At 70.0% G+C, this 15,633-nt stretch carries 17 protein-coding genes and 2 pseudogenes; 15 read left to right on the top strand and 4 right to left on the bottom strand.

The window, feature by feature from the left end:
• A partial coding sequence (locus ABZ914_RS30490; RefSeq protein ID WP_500197409.1) for a hypothetical protein occupies window positions 1–1,055 on the top strand: 1,055 nt, incomplete at its 5' end.
• A 300-nt stretch (window positions 1,056–1,355) separates the two neighbouring features.
• Window positions 1,356–1,493, top strand: a pseudogene (locus ABZ914_RS30485) (IS5/IS1182 family transposase); the annotation flags it as partial.
• Between the two features lie 15 nt (window positions 1,494–1,508).
• Here the strand turns inward: ABZ914_RS30485 and ABZ914_RS30480 are convergent.
• Complete coding sequence (locus tag ABZ914_RS30480; protein WP_500197408.1) at window positions 1,509–2,078, bottom strand: TIGR03086 family metal-binding protein; 570 nt, start codon at window positions 2,076–2,078, stop codon at window positions 1,509–1,511.
• Between the two features lie 64 nt (window positions 2,079–2,142).
• On the opposite strand from ABZ914_RS30480, the gene ABZ914_RS30475 reads away from it, so the two are divergent.
• The 3 genes from ABZ914_RS30475 to ABZ914_RS30465 all read left to right on the top strand — a co-directional run bounded on the left by ABZ914_RS30475 (window position 2,143) and on the right by ABZ914_RS30465 (window position 5,697).
• Entirely contained in the window at window positions 2,143–2,886 is a 744-nt protein-coding gene (locus ABZ914_RS30475; protein WP_500197407.1) for a DUF6597 domain-containing transcriptional factor, read from the top strand.
• Between the two features lie 245 nt (window positions 2,887–3,131).
• The gene (locus ABZ914_RS30470) at window positions 3,132–4,652 is read left to right on the top strand and encodes a serine/threonine-protein kinase (protein WP_500197405.1); all 1,521 of its coding nucleotides are present in this window, start codon (window positions 3,132–3,134) and stop codon (window positions 4,650–4,652) included.
• A gap of 97 nt (window positions 4,653–4,749) precedes the next feature.
• Complete coding sequence (locus ABZ914_RS30465) at window positions 4,750–5,697, top strand: hypothetical protein (protein WP_500197404.1); 948 nt, start codon at window positions 4,750–4,752, stop codon at window positions 5,695–5,697.
• Between the two features lie 165 nt (window positions 5,698–5,862).
• On the opposite strand, the gene ABZ914_RS30460 is transcribed toward ABZ914_RS30465, so the two are convergent.
• Window positions 5,863–7,434: a class I adenylate-forming enzyme family protein gene (locus ABZ914_RS30460; RefSeq protein ID WP_500197403.1), complete on the bottom strand. Its 1,572-nt coding sequence runs from the start codon at window positions 7,432–7,434 to the stop codon at window positions 5,863–5,865.
• Between the two features lie 63 nt (window positions 7,435–7,497).
• Window positions 7,498–8,298 (bottom strand): SAM-dependent methyltransferase, encoded by an 801-nt coding sequence (locus tag ABZ914_RS30455; protein WP_500197402.1) that lies wholly within the window; start codon window positions 8,296–8,298, stop codon window positions 7,498–7,500.
• 341 nt (window positions 8,299–8,639) lie between these two features.
• Between ABZ914_RS30455 and ABZ914_RS30450 the strand changes: the two are divergent.
• The 10 genes and pseudogenes from ABZ914_RS30450 to ABZ914_RS30405 form a co-directional block, all read left to right on the top strand.
• Window positions 8,640–8,744 (top strand): annotated as a pseudogene (locus ABZ914_RS30450) (DUF6192 family protein); the annotation flags it as partial.
• A gap of 13 nt (window positions 8,745–8,757) precedes the next feature.
• A complete protein-coding gene (locus ABZ914_RS30445) occupies window positions 8,758–8,904 on the top strand; it encodes a hypothetical protein (RefSeq protein WP_500197410.1) in 147 nt (48 codons plus the stop codon).
• Window positions 8,905–9,259: 355 nt separating this feature from the next.
• Window positions 9,260–9,706, top strand: coding sequence for a DUF6000 family protein (locus ABZ914_RS30440; protein WP_500197400.1), 447 nt, complete (start codon window positions 9,260–9,262; stop codon window positions 9,704–9,706).
• Between the two features lie 269 nt (window positions 9,707–9,975).
• Entirely contained in the window at window positions 9,976–10,812 is an 837-nt protein-coding gene (locus tag ABZ914_RS30435) for a hypothetical protein (protein ID WP_500197399.1), read from the top strand.
• 700 nt (window positions 10,813–11,512) lie between these two features.
• Complete coding sequence (locus tag ABZ914_RS30430; protein WP_500197397.1) at window positions 11,513–11,734, top strand: hypothetical protein; 222 nt, start codon at window positions 11,513–11,515, stop codon at window positions 11,732–11,734.
• A gap of 95 nt (window positions 11,735–11,829) precedes the next feature.
• A complete protein-coding gene (locus ABZ914_RS30425; RefSeq protein WP_500197396.1) occupies window positions 11,830–12,120 on the top strand; it encodes a BMC domain-containing protein in 291 nt (96 codons plus the stop codon).
• Between the two features lie 23 nt (window positions 12,121–12,143).
• Window positions 12,144–12,458 (top strand): BMC domain-containing protein, encoded by a 315-nt coding sequence (locus ABZ914_RS30420; protein WP_500197395.1) that lies wholly within the window; start codon window positions 12,144–12,146, stop codon window positions 12,456–12,458.
• On the top strand, window positions 12,455–12,733 hold the full coding sequence (locus ABZ914_RS30415; RefSeq protein ID WP_500197394.1) for a EutN/CcmL family microcompartment protein: 279 nt from the start codon (window positions 12,455–12,457) through the stop codon (window positions 12,731–12,733). The genes ABZ914_RS30420 and ABZ914_RS30415 overlap by 4 nt, the downstream gene beginning before the upstream one ends.
• Before the next feature lie 92 nt (window positions 12,734–12,825).
• Window positions 12,826–13,296, top strand: a complete 471-nt coding sequence (locus tag ABZ914_RS30410) for an aldehyde dehydrogenase family protein (RefSeq protein ID WP_500197393.1) — start codon at window positions 12,826–12,828, stop codon at window positions 13,294–13,296.
• Window positions 13,297–13,358: 62 nt separating this feature from the next.
• A complete protein-coding gene (locus ABZ914_RS30405; RefSeq protein ID WP_500197391.1) occupies window positions 13,359–14,909 on the top strand; it encodes a sugar ABC transporter ATP-binding protein in 1,551 nt (516 codons plus the stop codon).
• 317 nt (window positions 14,910–15,226) lie between these two features.
• On the opposite strand, the gene ABZ914_RS30400 is transcribed toward ABZ914_RS30405, so the two are convergent.
• A partial coding sequence (locus tag ABZ914_RS30400) for an ROK family protein (RefSeq protein WP_500197390.1) occupies window positions 15,227–15,633 on the bottom strand: 407 nt, incomplete at its 5' end.

The following is a 15,633-nucleotide window of genomic DNA, read 5'->3' as shown; positions in this document are numbered from 1 at the left end:
CCAGCCCGTACGGGCTGGCGGCGCTGCGGTCCCGGCCCGGCGACGGCGCCGCCGAGGTCGTGCGGCTGCCGCTGTTCCCGGCCGGAGCGCGCGCGGGCGACGAGGCGGAGGTGCGGGTGCGCCGCGCGCCGGGCGGCTCCGACCAGGAGACGGCGCTCGCCGTCGTCACGTGGGACGACCCGCCGGAGCCGGTCCGGATCGTGTCGGCGCGGATGCCGAGGGGCGCGGCCGGGCTGGTCCGGGTGGCGCTGGACGGACCGGGCCGGCTCCGGTTCCTGGAACCGGACGGCGTGGACGACACCGCCGCCACCTGGCCCGAGCTGCTGCGCCGCGTCCCGCGCCGGCTGCCCGCCGCCGCGTTCGCGACCGAGCTGGTCTGCGTGCTGGAGCTCGGCGGCCGTCCGGAGACCGCCCGCCGCCGCCGCGACCTCGTCGCGGACCTGCTCGAACTCCTCGGCGACGAGCTGGGCGGCACCGCCCGCGTCGCCGTCGTCGGCCACCTGGACCATCCGATCGACCCGAAGCACAAGAACCGGGACGTGGTGTCCGGAGGGCCGCTGCAACGGCCCGACGACGCCGCCCGCACGCTCGCGGACCTGCCGTTCCCGCCGTCCGGTCCGTTCGGCGCGCGCGCGGCACCGCTGGAGGACTCCCTCGACCGGGCCGCCGCGCTGCTGAACGGCCCGCGCGACGGCCGCGCCCGGATCCTGCTCACCGTCGCGGGCCGCCCCCCGCATCCCGGCAGCGGCCACGGGGACGTGCTCCGGCCCGTCGAGCCGTGCCCGCGCCGGCTGAACTGGCGGCAGTCCGTCACGCACCTGGAGGCGGCGGGGGTGCGGCTCATCGCGGTGACCGACGCGCCCGCCCCGAAGGAGGTCCCCGGGCAGGCCGTCACGGCGCAGGACGCGCGCCGGCGCGACCCCCCGGAGTGGGCGGTGCTCGGCGCCGCCCACCGCACCGACCTCGACTCCGCCGACGCCGCCGGGCTCGCCAAGGTCCTCGGCGTCCTGCCGGACGGCGAGTCGCCGCCGCTGCCGTTCCCCCTCGTCCCGTGAGCCCTCGTCCCGTGAGCCCGCGTCCCGTGAGCCCGCGTCCCGTGAGCCCGCGTCCCGTGAGCCCGCGTTCCGTGAGCCCGCGTTCCAGGAGATCCCGGCCTCTGAGCCCCGCCTCGAAAGGCACGACCCGTGAAAGGCCCGACCCCGTGAAAGGCCCGGCATGACCGAACCGACCCCGCCCGAGCAGGAAGCCCGGCCCGACGAGCCCGCCGGCGGCGGGCCGGGCGCCGGCCCCCCGCCGCCCGCCCCCCCCGCGCCCCCCGCGGGGCGCGCCCACCGGTCTGCGACCCAGCCCTCTACAAGCGCCGCAATGGGGTCGAATGCTGCATCGGCCGCCTCAAGCAATGGCGCGGCATCGCCACCCGATACGACAAACTCGCCGGCAACTACCGCGCAGCGATCGTCCTGGTCACAGCACCGCTGTGGATCAACGCATGATCCACCGGACACGACCTAGGCCCAGGCGGGATCACGGCCGGTCAGGCCGAGGATGCGGTCCAAGGTGGGTGCGTCGGCCGGCACCGTGACCTGTGGTCCGTACATGCCCATCTCCCGCCCCCGCTCAACGCCGGCGAACACCGTGTCGTGCAGATGCGTCAGCAGGTCGGCGGGCAGTTCCAGCCGCTGCCCGGTCGCGACGGCCAGGTCCCAGCCGTGCATGGCCAGCTCACCGGTGATCATGTCGCCCAGGACGGGCGCGGGCAGCGTCTGCGGCGTGCCCATGTCCGTCTCGCCCTCCCAGGCGCTCGGCGGCGCCCACGACGAGGTGATCTCGTCCAGCAGGGCGAGCAGGCGGCCGCGCCAGTCGCCGGCCGCCAGGTCCACCTCGGACTCGGTGGCCGCCGGCTGCGGAACGGATTGCTTGCGGCCGCCGCCGGCGAGCGACGGGCCCCAGAACAGGAGGTGGTTGACCAATGCCCGCACGTCGTACTCCGGGCACGGAGTCTTGTTGGCGAGCTGGTCGTCGGTGATGGTGCGGGCGATCGCGGCCATGGCCTCGGCGGCGTTGGACAGATGTGACATGGCGGCGACGCTAGGCGGCCGGGGCGGGAGGGGTATTGGACAAAGGCGACATACACTCTGCCGCGTGGAGCGGGACGTTCGTGAGCTGCGCGGTGCGTGGAGCAGGTACCAGCGCCACATGTTCCACGATCCGTCGCCGGCGCTCGCGCCATGGGTGGAGCGGTACTGGGAGGCTCGCTGGGACTACGCCGAGCCCTACCGGCAGAAGATCGTGCCGTACCCGAACGTGCACCTGTCGTTCGGCGGCGGACGTGCGGACGTCAACGGCGTGTGCAGCGGCTACCGGATCAAGGTCCTTGAGGGCCGTGACCACGTCTTCGGCGTCGCGTTCCGGCCGGGCTGCTTCCGCCCGTTCCTTGGTGCCTCCGTCTCGGCGATCACCGACCGCGTCGTCCCGGCGACCGAGGTGTTCGGCCCGGACCTGCCCACGACGCTCGACGTGCCGACCGTGGAGGCGTTCCTGCTGGAACACCTGCCGGACGACGGCCCCCGGGTACGCCAGGCGGTGGCCGCGGTCGAGCTGATCGCCAAGGACAAGGCCGTGATCAGGGTCGAACGCCTCGCCGGCGAGTTGGGGCTGAGCGTGCGGGGGGTGCAACGGCTGTTCGCGGAGCATGTCGGCATCGGGCCCAAGTGGGTGATCCGCCGCTTCCGCCTGCACGAGGTCACCGCACGCATGGCCGCCGGTGGGACGATCGACTGGGCCGCGCTGGCGGCCGACCTCGGCTACGCCGACCAGGGCCACTTCATCCGCGACTTCAAGGGCATGTTCGGCGAGCAACCGACCTGGTACGCGCAGCGGTATTGAGACTTCGAGGCTTGTTCGGGCCGGACCGTCAGCCGCAGGTGCGGGTGTTGCGTGCGAGCGCCGTCGGGGCCGCGCAAGGGCCGACGTCTTTCAGGCCGTAAAGGTCGACGAACCTTCTCCAGGCCCTTGGCCCTAGCGCCTTGGCGGGCTTCTCCGTCAGGCGCGACAGGGCCGGAAACCGTACGGTCCCGTCCCGGGTGCCGTGGCATGATCAGGCGGGGCGAAACCGAGGGTGAGGGGCCATTGTGCAGGATCAGCTCCTGGGAGGCCGCTACCGCTTGGTGCGGCAACTCGGCGAGGGCGGCATGGGCGAGGTCTGGGAGGCGCAGGACGAGACCCTGGATCGGCGGGTCGCGGTCAAGGTGATCTCGCTGCTCGGCGGGGGCGGAAGCCGCGCGAGCGAGGCGCGTGCCCGGTTCCTGCGCGAGGCCCGGATCACGGCTCGTCTGCAGCATCCGCACATCGTGACCGTCCACGATCTCGGCGAGAGCGGCCCCGAGAACGGCAACGCCCCGTTCCTGGTGATGGAACTGGTCCGGGGCGAGGGGCTGGACGCCAAGCTGGCCCGGGGCGATGTCAGCCTGGAAGAGGCGGCCAGGTGGGGCGCGCAGGTCTGCGAAGCACTGACCGAGGCGCATGCGGCGGGCGTCATGCATCGGGACATCAAGCCGTCCAACATCTTCATCACGCACACCGGCGCAGTGAAGGTCCTGGACTTCGGCGTCGCGCGAGCGGTCGATCCCAGCGCCACCGCCGACCGTCTCACCCAGACGGGGTTCATCGTCGGCACGCCCCCGTACATGGCCCCTGAGCAGGCGCGCGGCTACCCCGAGCCCAGGAGCGACCTCTACGCGCTCGGTTGTCTGCTGTTCGAGCTGATCACCGGCCGGCTGCCCTTCCACGCACCCGACAGTGTCGGCTATCTGACCGCCCACCTCAGCCAGGAACCACCTTCTCCCAGTTCGGTGCGGCCCGGCATCCCCGGCTCGTGGGACGCTCTCCTACACGGGCTTCTGAGGAAGGACCCGGCCGAGCGGTACGAAACCGCCGCTGACGTCTCCCGTGCCCTGCGGCAACTCGACCAGGCGCCCACCAAGGCGCTCACGCGGCCGAACGACGTCTCGCCGCTTCCGACCACCAAGAGCACGCCGGTGGGCGGCCCCTGGCTGCCCGGCACGGTATGGCTCCTGATCGTCGCGGCGACCGCAGTACTGGTCTCGATCAACGTGAACGGTGTCTCCGACGCCCGCGACGCAGCGACAGGCGCTCTCGCGGTCACTCTCGCCACGGCCTGGCTCATCGGGCATTTCGTTCTCATGTCACGTCCGGGCCGGCGTGCGGCGGTGAGGAAGGTGACCCGGTTCGTCCTGCCGCTGCTCCTGTTCGGCGTCTACGGCGCAGTGATCGCCGGTACGGCTGAGCAAGAGGGGGGCTACGGGCGGTACTGGTGGACGCTGGCCATCTCCACCGTCGCTCTCGTGAGCCTGCTCGCCTTCGCCGCCGCGCTCACACCGCGGACCGGGCTCTGGACCCGCAGAGCGGGCTATGCACTCGTGGCCTTCAATGCCATCGCGGTGCTCGACTCCGGAGCCACTCTGGTGGACCGCTCCGTATCCGTCACCCCCTACATCGCCTTCGTCCGCCCGGAACCGGGAACGGTCCTCCCTGCAGTCCTGGCCATCGCGATGTACTGCGTCCGCGAGATCGCGACCCGCCGGGCGGCGGACGCTCATCGCTTGTCCGACACCGAGGTGTCGTTGCCGTAGCGATTCCAACGACCCACTCGAAGACACTGCGGAGAGGTAGGGAATGGGTTGTTGGACCGCTTACGTCTTGCGGGCCGAAGACGGCTCCTGCTGGACGATGGGCGAGAAGTGGGGAGACTGGTGCCTCGCCGGGGAAAGCGATCGCATTCGGATCGTCGAGTCGATCTTGCGCGGTGGCGTGGCGGTGGACGACGACTCCGCACGTGGTCTCGTGGACTCGTGGTTCTGCCGTGGCGTCGTCCTCGATCTCGTCACGCACCGGTATCGCTTTTTCGGCTGCGACCTCCAAACTTTGCAGCCGGGCGTGAGTTACCTCGAAAGCACCGCCGTGCGGGTGGCTTCGGCTCCTGGATGGTCGGGCTGGGATGTCGGTTACGCATGGAGCGGACGCGAGGGTCTCGTCGAGGTGGTTTCAGAGGCCAGGCCGGCGGTCGTCACGCCGGCCGAGACGGAGGGAACACCGCTGGATGCGGCGTTGACCTCTCGGGACGGCTGGTTCGTCGACTGGGATCCCATTGAGCGAGAGATTTCGGTTCTCTACCACGAGACGATCGCGGACTGGTTCGCGCCTGCCACTGCGGTGATGAGCGTTATCGGATCCAACGACACTGTCATGGACTACCAGCTCGCCGTCAACGATATAGCGCCGTTCTTGGCGCACCACGGCGCATCTCTCGCGGCGTCCCTGCTTGCTCGTGCGCCGTACCCCATGCCGGCCGAGGAAACCGTTCACGCCGGCGCGGTGGTCGATCTTCCCTCACGCCGCCTTCGCTACTGGACGACGGAGAGCGTCCCGCCTCAACTCGTGGCGAAGGTGGCCGCCGCATGGCCTGGCTGGACCGTCGAGCGCCTGCCACTCGGGTTCATCGGGCACCTGGCCGCCACCGGCCGCGATGACGAAGACCTGTTCATGACGAATGCCGAACTGCGCGACGGTGGATGGGAAGAGGACCTCATCGACATTCGAAATGGCGAGCGCATCGCATTGACCATCGATCCGAGGACCCTGCGACCGCCCAGCGTTCGTGTGATCGACGAAGCCTGAACTGAAAATCGACATCTTGCGGCGCCTCACTTGGATTCGAGTCGACCCCTCGGGTGGAGTGGCCGAGCCGGACGACCTGGCGGGCCGCGGTCTCGTCGGCAAGCGGTCAACGCATCACCGAGAACAGAAGCCGATCGCGTTCCTCGTCGATCGGAGCCGGGCTCCTCAGCGGAGGTGCTCTCCGGCGAGGTAGCGCTCTTTGAGCAGGGACTTGTGGATCTTGCCGACCGGGGTCAGCGGCACTTCGGTGGTGATGACGAACTGGCGGGGCACCTTGTAGCCGGCCAGCCGGTCCCGGCAGTAGGCGGTGAGCTCTTCGGCGGTGGGCGGCTCGCCGCCCTGCCTCGGCACCACGTAGAACCGTCCGACCTCGCCGAGGACCTCGTCGGGCACTCCGATCCCGGCGGCCAGCGCGACCTTGGGGTGTGCGGTCAGCAGGTTCTCGATCTCCACGGGATAGACGTTGAATCCGCCCTGGAGGTACATCTCCTTCTTGCGCCCGCGCAGGACCAGGTGCCCGTCCGGCTCCATCGTGACCACGTCGCCGGTGGCCAGCCAGCCGTCGCGGTGGAACACCTCGGCCGTCTCCTCCGGCATGTCCCAGTACCCGGCGGCCACGCAGGCCCCGCGGATGTGGAGCTCGCCGGCCTCCCCGGGCGGGAGGGCCGCCCCGTCCGGTCCGGTCACCCGGGCCTCGAAATCCCCGATCACCTTGCCGAGCGTGCGCGAGACCGTCTCCGGAGCGTCCTCCAAAGGCGAGAGCACGCAGGCTCCCGACGACTCCGACAGGCCGTAGAGCCCGTGCAGCGAAGCCTGCGGGAAGCCGCGCCGGATCGCCTCGACCAGTGCGGGCTCCACGTTCGAGCCACCCGCCACGCATGTCCGCACCGAGGACAGGTCGCGGGCGGCGAACGTCTCGTGGCCGAGCATCAGCACGAACATCGTCGGCACCCCGCTCAGAAGCGTGACCTGGTGCTGCTCGACGGCGCGCAGCGCTCCGTCCGGGCTGAACGCGGGCAGGAGCGCCACCGAGGCGCCGCTCACCAGTGCCGCCATGATGGTGCAGGTGATGCCGCCGACATGGTTGAAGGGCAGGTGCCCGAGCAGGACATCGGCGTCGTCCGTCCCGAAGTGGGCGGCTTGCGCCGACGCCGAGGCGAGGATGCTGCGGTGGGTGATGACCGCGCCCTTGGGACGCCCGGTCGTCCCCGACGTGTAGAGGATCATCAAGGGGTCGTCGGGGGTCACGCTCCCGCGCGCTTCGGCCAGCGCGGACGGGGCGGGCGGTGCTGCCGCCAGCTCGTCGAAGGTGCCGCTGCCCGCGAAGCCCTCGCCGAAGAAGACATGGTCGGTCACCCCGGGCGTCCGTTCCCGGAACCCGTCGAAGAACGCGGCGAAGTCGAAGCCGCCCGCGCTGTCCACGCTGATGACGGTGCGGGCGCCGCTCTGGCCGAGCATGTACGACAGCTCGTTCTCGCGGTAGCGCACGTTCAGCGGGACGACGATGGCGCCGATCCGGGCCGCGGCGAAGAAGACGGCCAGCCACTGCGGCGTGTTCAGGCCCAGCAGCCCGATGCGGTCACCATGCCCGACCCCGCGCGCCAGCAGTCCGGTCGCGACACGGTCGGTCAGCTCGTCGAAGGCCGCGAAGGTCACGGTCTCGCCGCCGTCGTGCAAGAACGCCTTGTCCCTGGTCGCCGCGTTCTCCAGGACCGCCCCGACCGTCATAGCCCGCATGCCGTCCTCCCAGACCGGTGATCGTCCAGACCCTCACATGGTCGGTCCCCGCGCCGCCGGTTGTCAGTTCTTGCGGCCGATTCCTCCGTAGAACCAGGTCCGCTTGGCCTCCTCGGCGCTCACCGGGTGATCGGGGCGCCACAGCGGAGCCCAGACCAGGCCCGGTTCGGCCAGTTCGAAGTCGCCGAACAGGCCGGTCACCTGGGCGTGGGTGCGCGGCGTCCCCGGCGCCGAGGTCTGCCTGTACACCTCGACGACCCTGGCGACGACGTCGGGGATGCCGTCGGCCGAGGCATGAGTGAGCGCCAGGTGGCTGCCCGGCGGCAGGGCGGCGCGCAGTTCCGCCATGATGCCGGGCGGATCGTCCTCGTCGGAGATGAAATGAAGGACCGCCACCAGCAGGAGCCCCACCGGCCGGTCGAAGTCCAGAAGCTTGATCTCCGGGTGCTCCAGGATGTCCCGCGGCTCGCGCACGTCGGCATGGATCATCCTGGTGGTGTCCGAGCCGGCGAGCAGCGCCCGCCCGTGGGCGACGACCTGCTTGTCGTAATCCACGTAGACGACCCGGGCGCCGGGGTTGACCGCCTGAGCGATCTGGTGGACGTTCTGCTGGGTGGGCAGGCCCGTGCCGATGTCGAGGAACTGGTCGATGCCCTGGGACGCCATGTAGCGCACCGCGCGCCCGAGGAACGCCCTGTTCCCGTTGATGGTGGTCAGCAGCGTCGGGTCGGCTTCCATCGCCTCCTCGGCGCGGCGCCGATCCGCCTCGTAATTGTCCTTACCGCCGAGGTAGTAGTCGTACATCCGCGCGATGCTGGGCACACCCGGATCGAAGCCTCTGACGGCCTGAGACCGTTCGCCCACCTTCTACTCCTCAACAGAGGGTGCTGATTGTGATCATTATGATGCCATGCGCGGCTTCGTGGGGGCTTAAGACGATCTTGAAGGGGGTCGGCTGGTCTTCGGGGTGGCGCGATCGGTGATCGGGGCGAGGTCGAGGCCGGCGGGCAGGATGCCGAAGGCGGCGCCCCGGCCGCCCGCGACGCGCGACGCGCAGAAGGCGTCGGCGACGGCCGGATGTGACAGCCGCACGTTGCGAGGAAGGCCGGCAAGCAGGACAAGCCTGCGAGCGGCGTCCTTGGGGGAGATGACGCCGGCGCGGAGACGCGCGATGACGGTCGAGGAGTCGGGTCGAGCCGACCGCGATGCAGATCGGCGCCTGCACGAGCATCGTGGCCGCGGGCGGTCGGATCGTCTCGACGCTGCGGGGCAGGTCGTTCAGCGAGGACGAGCGCAGCCGGATCCACAAGAACCTCACCGAATTTGCACGACCGCGTACTGGATGGAGAACCGGTCGACACCGGCAACACCTCGCTGGACGAGGGGCTGGCCGCGCTGCTGCGCGACCAGCAGTTACCGGAGGTCGTGGGTTCGTTTGGGCGGCCGACTGGCCAGCAACGTGTGCGCTGACCGAGTGCTGTGCCGCTGCAGGCCATCCCGGGATGGCTCGGAGCGCTCTGGAGTGCGGCACAACGACCGGTTAACGGCGCCGGACAGTGTTCCCTATCTGGACACGCAAAGAAACTGTGCGCAAAACGGATAAACGCTCTCAGGTGGAAAGAATAGCGGTGCCGACGCCCACGCCGACGTCGCCGTGCCCGGGGCACGGGTGCCGCGTACGACGGCGCGGCGAACGAGGCCGAGCACTAGTGCGGTCCCGAGGGTTTACGGCAGTTTCGCTGAGGCCGAAGGCCCGCAGCCGCCAAGCTTGGGCGATGGTGGCTTTGCCGGGTAGTGGACGGCCAGCAACAGTGCGGCAAGCACGGTGCGAACCGGCGGCCCGGGCGGCCCGGGCCGGTCGGCCGACTCTGTGTCGATCAGTGCGGGAATCGCGCTGTCTGGAGGACTTCCCCAGCCTTCGTGCTTTCGGCAGGCTCCCGGGCAATTGCTGCTGGAGAGCGAACTCCCCTACGCGGGCCAGGGCTACTGCCTGGTCCTGGCCCGCTTCGGACAGCCCGAGGACGCCGAATTCTTCGTCCTCTATCTGGACCGCTACCTGCCGCAGCGGCTTTGCTACTACGACCAGGACTGGGCACTCGGCGGACTGCTGCATCTGGACGCCAAACTCGGCACCAACCACGCCGGACGGTTCCTCGCCGCCGACGGCCTCTGGCATCGCTCCGCGTTCGCCGGCACTGACCCGGCGGAGTGCCGCCGCTTTATGGACGAGCGGATCCAGCTCGCCGACCAAGCCATGGGTCCGCACAAATGATGCCGCGCTTTGGCGACCGCCCGCAGTCCCGAGAACTCCAAGCTCCACCCCCGCCGCACCGGGGCTTACCACCTGAGTTCGGCGGCTTCCATCCAGAGGGCAGGTGCTTCTCGGCCCACCCGATTGCTAGTGCCGACACCCTGAAGCTTCCTCCGTCATCGACGCCATTCTCGATATCCGCATCGACCAGACTCTGAACGCATCCGGCCAGGAGCCGACTCGTAATAGGGTCTTGCCGGTTCCGCGGCCGCGATCTACTTTGGCGTGTCGTGACAGACGAGAAGCAACTGCGAGTTGTCGGCAACCGTTTCGCCGACGCGGTCGGCCCGGGCGGAGGACCGATCCGTGATCGGTGCATGTGCTTCGACCAGTACGGTCGTAAGCATCCCCACGAGGTCGCCTTCCACGCGGAGCAGCAGGACGAGACGGCGCAGGGATGGCTGCACCTGCTGGAGCTGGTCGACGAGGCCGCAGCCGACGGACGGGAGGTCTTCAAGCCGCTCGCGGAGTTGAGCCCCAGCGAACGGCTGCAGATCGTGACCCTCCCGGCGAGCATCGCGAGGCTGACCAGGGTCAAACACCTGATCCTGTACGGCAGCAACATGGTGCGTCTCCCGCCGGAGATCGGCGCGATGACGAGCCTGGAAGAGTTCGATCCCTACACCTCGCATCGACTGCACTGGTTCCCTTACGAGCTGACCCGTTGTTCGCGGCTGCGGGACAGCACCGTGAGCACGCGCTCGATCTACGGGAACTTCAAGACACGTCCGCCGTTCCCGCGGCTCCGAGCCTCGGCCGAGGTCGGTGACCTCGACCTCGGTGATCTCGATCCAGGGGTATGGGGCGCTCGGGCGGTCCGGGCGTGCAGTGTGTGCGACCGGCCGATCACGGGAGAGATCCACCAGAGATGGATCTCCCTCCAAGTCGCGACCGATGTACTGCCACTGCTGGTCAACGCCTGTTCGCCGGCGTGTGCGGGGTCACTGCCGCCGGGCGCGAGGAACCATGTCCATTCCGCTCACACGGGCGGCCCGGACGTGGAACAACCCCCGAGCGGGCGGGGGAAACGGCCGGCGCCGGGCCCGAGACCGGATGCGGGAAGCTGAGCCAATCGAGACGAAGCGCCGACGATGGCGCATGCCAGGTGGGAACGTTCGGCTCACTAGCCAGCGGGTCCTGGAAGCTGCCGCACCGCATTGGATGGCGCGGCTATCCGGCCAAGGCCAGCGTTCGAATACTACAGCGCAAAGAAGACGGCTTGTTGTCCTATAAGCATCAGCGTGGACAGCTCTACGAGTTATCGGGCAGCAGGCCGATCTCCCATCGAGTAGCGCGCCCATACTCTTCTCGAGGGCCTGTAGCGTCGGCTGAGCCAACGAGGCGACTACTGCGGAGGACTTACCGCAGGTAACAGCGTCGTCGAGGTGTTCCGTGCGAGTGTGGTGCGGCTCTTGGGGCAGATCTGGGGCACGGATCTTGGCTCACCCAACTGTGTTCAGCAGAACTGCTTCGCCTCAGTGACCGTGCGTGAACTTCTCCGCCGATCCCGCGGGGCAGTGGGGAGCGTCATCACGGAGACGCTCTGCATAGGTGACGTGGCCAACGGATTCTGAGCGGCGGGTCTCTGGGCTCTTTAGGGAGCGCTAAGAGTGTCCCGTGATGAGGCAGTGTGCGATCGGGTGTGCTGCAGGGACGTTGCGCTTGCCGAAAATTACGTCCACGCAGGTGAAAAGGCGTAGAGGGGTGCTCGGGTGCCGCGCTTGATCGGCTTCGCAACAGGCCGTCGCCCCGGGAGGATGGGCGGCTGTGTTCGTGCGGCTGGCCTACTTGGCCGCGGCGAACACGTTCGCGGTGCTGCGTCTGCTTCCGATGACCGGTCGGGGGAAGGAGTCCGAGATCGTGGAGTTGCGCTGGCACCGCGACCTGATGGCGGTCTGTGGCGTCTCCTTGATCATCGGATCCGCCGTTCATCGGACGCTCCCAGCCCGATCGAGACTGCAGTGGACCTCCGGCAAGTGCTTGAGCTGAGGTTTTTCGACCTGCGTCCGGTACAGCCGGACAGGAGCGCTGTGGACGGGTATTCGGCGGCCTAGCTTCCAGACACACGTCAGGAAGGTGCAGGGATGAGTAAGGCAGTTGCGTTCATCGAGGCCGATGGGTTGGTGGCCATCTTCGACGCGGTCGACGCCATGGTGAAGGCCACCGAGGTCAAGGTGGAGGGCACCATGCGGCTCGGCGGCGGTGTGGTGGCGGTGTCGCTGAGCGGCGATCTGGCCACGGTCGAGGAGGCCGTGGAGGTCGGGGTGGAGTCGGCCCGTTCGGTCGGCCACGGCAAGGTCAGCTCGGTGATCTTCGCCTACCCGAGCGCGCCGGTCACGGCGGTGGCGGGCAACCCCTCCCTCATCGACGGCTGAGCAGCGACGGCTAGGAGAACGTGATGACGAGTTCGCAGAACGCGATCGGGCTCATTGAGACCCGCGGGATCGTCGCCCTCATGGCGGGGATCGAGGCCATGATGAAGACCGCCGACGTCGAGACGGTCAACATCGAGCGGATCGGCTCCGGGTACTTCTCGGCCGCGGTCAAGGGCGGCATCGCCGCGGTCCGGCAGGCGCTGGACTCCGGTGCCGCGGCAGTGAAGCAGTACGGCGAACTGCGCAGTGCGAAGCTCTACCCGCGCCCGGACGAGGTGTCCGCGGGGTTGCTGGACAACGGCACCCGCGCCGTCCTCGCCGGAGGCGAGGAGTCGTGATCCTGGCACGGGTCACGGGGCGGGTCTGGAACGAGCGTGCCCTCCCCGGTCTTGAGCGGCGGCGGCTCGTGACGGTGCGGCCCGAGGGGACGGACGTGTCCCTCGTCGCGGTGGACCTGATCCACACCGCCCCGCCGAACCTGGTGCTGCTCGCCGCCGACGAGGCCGCGCAGGCCGCCGTGGACGGCGACGCCGCCGGGGTCGACCTGGCGGTGGTGGCGCTGGTGGCGGGGGCCGACGAGCTGTCCGGGGCCACCGGGCCGGAGAGGACCTGAGCATGCCTTCGGTGCTGCGCAACTACGTGGGCGGGGCGTTCGTGGACGGCTCGGCCGCCTTCGACAAGGTCAGTCCCGTGGACTGAAGCGTCGTGACGACCGTCCACGAGGCGGGCGCCGAGGTGGTGGGCGCGGCGGCCGCAGCGGCGCGAGCGGCGCTGGCCGGGCCGTGGGGCACGAGTTCGGCCGCCTACCGCGCCGATCTGCTGCGCCGGATCGCCGACCGGATCGAGGCGCGTTCGCAGGACCTGCTGGACGCGGAGATCGCCGACACCGGCAAGCCGGCCGCCCTGGCCCGCGAGCTGGACATCTCCCGCGCCGCGCGGAACTTCCGGGTGTTCGCGGACACGATCGCGGCCGGCGGGCTGGATTCGTACCTGACCGAGACCGCGGACGGGGGGCGGGCGCTGAACTACGCGGTGCCCAAGCCGCTCGGCGTGGTCGCGGTGATCGTCCCGTGGAACAGCGCCAACATGTCCGGGATCGACTTCAGGGGCAACGACGAGCAGGTCTACGGGGTGGACCCCGCCAAGGAGTACCCGAAGCTGTGGCACGCCTCCTGACCCCCTACCCCCCGTCCTGGTACGGGCTGGACCGCCCCTCCGCCGGCAAGGAGCACTGACGCATGCCACCGCATCCCCCCGAACCCGAGGCCACCCGGGATCCGCGGCCCGTCTCGTTGCGAGCCGGGCACGTGTCCAAGACCTTCGGCGGCACCCGGGTCCTCAGCGACTTCGACTTCGACGTCCGCGCCGGCGAGGTGCATGCGCTCATCGGACAGAACGGCTCGGGCAAGAGCACCTTCCTGAAGATCCTCTCTGGCTACCAGTCGTTCGACCGCGGTGGTGAACTCGAACTCGCCGGCCGCCCGCTCGCCGGTCACGGGACCCGGTCCAAGGGCATGAGCTTCGTCCACCAGGACCTCGGCCTGGTCGAGTCGGCCACCGTGCTGGAGAACCTGGTCGCCGGGAGTCCGCGCGGCCGCAAGGGGCTCATAGCGTGGAAGCAAGAGCGGCAACACGCGCTGCGGAGCATCACCCGGTTCGGGATGTCCCTCGACCCGGACGCGCTGGTCGCGAACCTTCGCCAGGTGGACCGGGCGATGCTCGCGATCATGCGGGCCACCGACGAACTACGGGAGGTGCCCGGTGGCGTGCTCGTCCTCGACGAGCCCACGGCGTACCTGCCGCGCGACGGCATCGAACGGCTGCTGGGGATGATCCGCCGGCTCGCGGCCGAAGGGCTGGCGGTCATCTTCGTCACCCATCACCTGGACGAGGTGCTGGCCGTCGCCGACCGGGTCTCCGTGCTGCGCGACGGCCGGCTGGTCGGCCGGAGCACGGTCGCCGGGCTCACCGAGGACGACCTCGTCGGGATGATGATCGGCACGTCCCTTGACGGGCGGTATCCGGCGACCGACCGCGTACCGGGTGAACCCGTGCTCGAGGTGGCCGGGATGCGCCAAGGCGACGACGGCGAGCCGTTCGACCTGGTGCTGCGCGATGGGGAGATCGTCGGCGTCACCGGACTGGTCGGCGCCGGGTGGGAGGAGGTTCCCTACCGGCTGTTCGGCGCGGTGGGCGGCGTCACGGGCACCGTCCGGGTGGCCGGGCGAGCCTACGACCTGAAGCGGATGACGCCGCGCCGGTCGGCCGCCGCCGGCGTCGCACTGCTGCCCGCCAACCGGGTCCGTGACAGTGCCGTCGCCGACCTGTCGGTCACCGACAACATGACCGTGCTGAGTCTCCGCAAGCACCGCACGCCGTTCGGGGTGAGCGTCCGCGCCAAGCGGAACGCCGCGGAGCGCGACATCGCCCTGTACGACGTGCGTCCGGCCAATCCCGATGCGCTGCTGGGCACGCTCAGCGGCGGGAACCAGCAGAAGGCACTGCTGGCGAAATGGTTCGCGATGGACCCGAGAGTGATGCTGCTGCACGAGCCCACGCAGGGCGTCGACGTAGGGGCGCGCCGTCAGATCCTCGAACAGATCCAACTCGCCGCGGCACGGGGCATCGGCGTGCTGCTGGTCAGTGCCGAGCACGAGGATCTCGCGCACATCTGCGACCGGGTGCTGGTGTTCCGCGGTGGACGCGCCGCCGAGGGACTGTCCGGCGACCGGCTCACCGAGCACGCCATCCTGCGGGCCGCGGCGGCGAGCGAGCGGGCCATGAGCTGACGCGCACCCGCGGCCTGCCCAGGCGAACGAGAACAGATCAAGGAGTGGGAGAAGCAAGGACGCACTGGCCGGAAAGGCCGTCGTCTTCACAGAGAGGGCAACCAGTGAGCGGCCGGGCGGCGCGTGAGGTGTGGGGGCCGGATCGACATGTTCGTCGGCAACGAGGGCATCACCGACGCCGCCCGACCCCATGGAAGACATCGACGGAGCGAAGCTGGCGGGCGCGTTCACCGAGCACTTCAGAGAGAGAACGTGCTCGCTCTGATGCTCAGCTTGTCGCCCTATTCGGTTATGGGCGGCGGGAGACGGTTCGAGGTTCACGCGGGGCCGAGGCCCGCCGGCGAGGGCGCGGGACGGACCGGCGGGCGCAGGGCCGGGGCGTCGGGGGCGAAGAAGAGCTGGTCGAGGTGCTCGATCGCGTAGTCGATGGCGCCGAGCACGACGCACTCGTCGCCGAGGGTGGATCCGCTGAGCCTCGGCATGCGCAGGCAGACCTGTTCGAGGCGGGAGCGCAGGGGCGGCAGCAGGACGTCGGCGGAGCGGGAGAAGCCTCCGCCGAGCACCACGATCTCCGGGTCGAGGAGGAGCACCGCCGCGGCGGTGCCGATCGCGAGCTTGTCGGAGAAGCGCGCGCGCGCGGGCCGCGGGGGGGGGGGGCGCGGGCGCGCGCGCCCCCCCCCCCCCGCGCCCCCGGCCGCCCCCCCCCCCCCCCCCCCCCCCCCCC

The sequence above is a fragment of the Spirillospora sp. NPDC046719 genome, from assembly GCF_040645715.1.
GTDB lineage: Bacteria > Actinomycetota > Actinomycetes > Streptosporangiales > Streptosporangiaceae > Spirillospora.
This window is presented reverse-complemented; position numbering and strand designations above follow the sequence as displayed.

Coding starts and splice junctions, on each gene's coding strand:
- ABZ914_RS30420 (WP_500197395.1), top strand. CDS start 12,144: ATGACGAGTTCGCAGAACGCGATCGGGCTCATTGAGACCCGCGGGATC.
- ABZ914_RS30480 (WP_500197408.1), bottom strand. CDS start 2,078: ATGTCACATCTGTCCAACGCCGCCGAGGCCATGGCCGCGATCGCCCGC.
- ABZ914_RS30460 (WP_500197403.1), bottom strand. CDS start 7,434: ATGCGGGCTATGACGGTCGGGGCGGTCCTGGAGAACGCGGCGACCAGG.
- ABZ914_RS30425 (WP_500197396.1), top strand. CDS start 11,830: ATGAGTAAGGCAGTTGCGTTCATCGAGGCCGATGGGTTGGTGGCCATC.
- ABZ914_RS30465 (WP_500197404.1), top strand. CDS start 4,750: ATGGGCGAGAAGTGGGGAGACTGGTGCCTCGCCGGGGAAAGCGATCGC.
- ABZ914_RS30405 (WP_500197391.1), top strand. CDS start 13,359: ATGCCACCGCATCCCCCCGAACCCGAGGCCACCCGGGATCCGCGGCCC.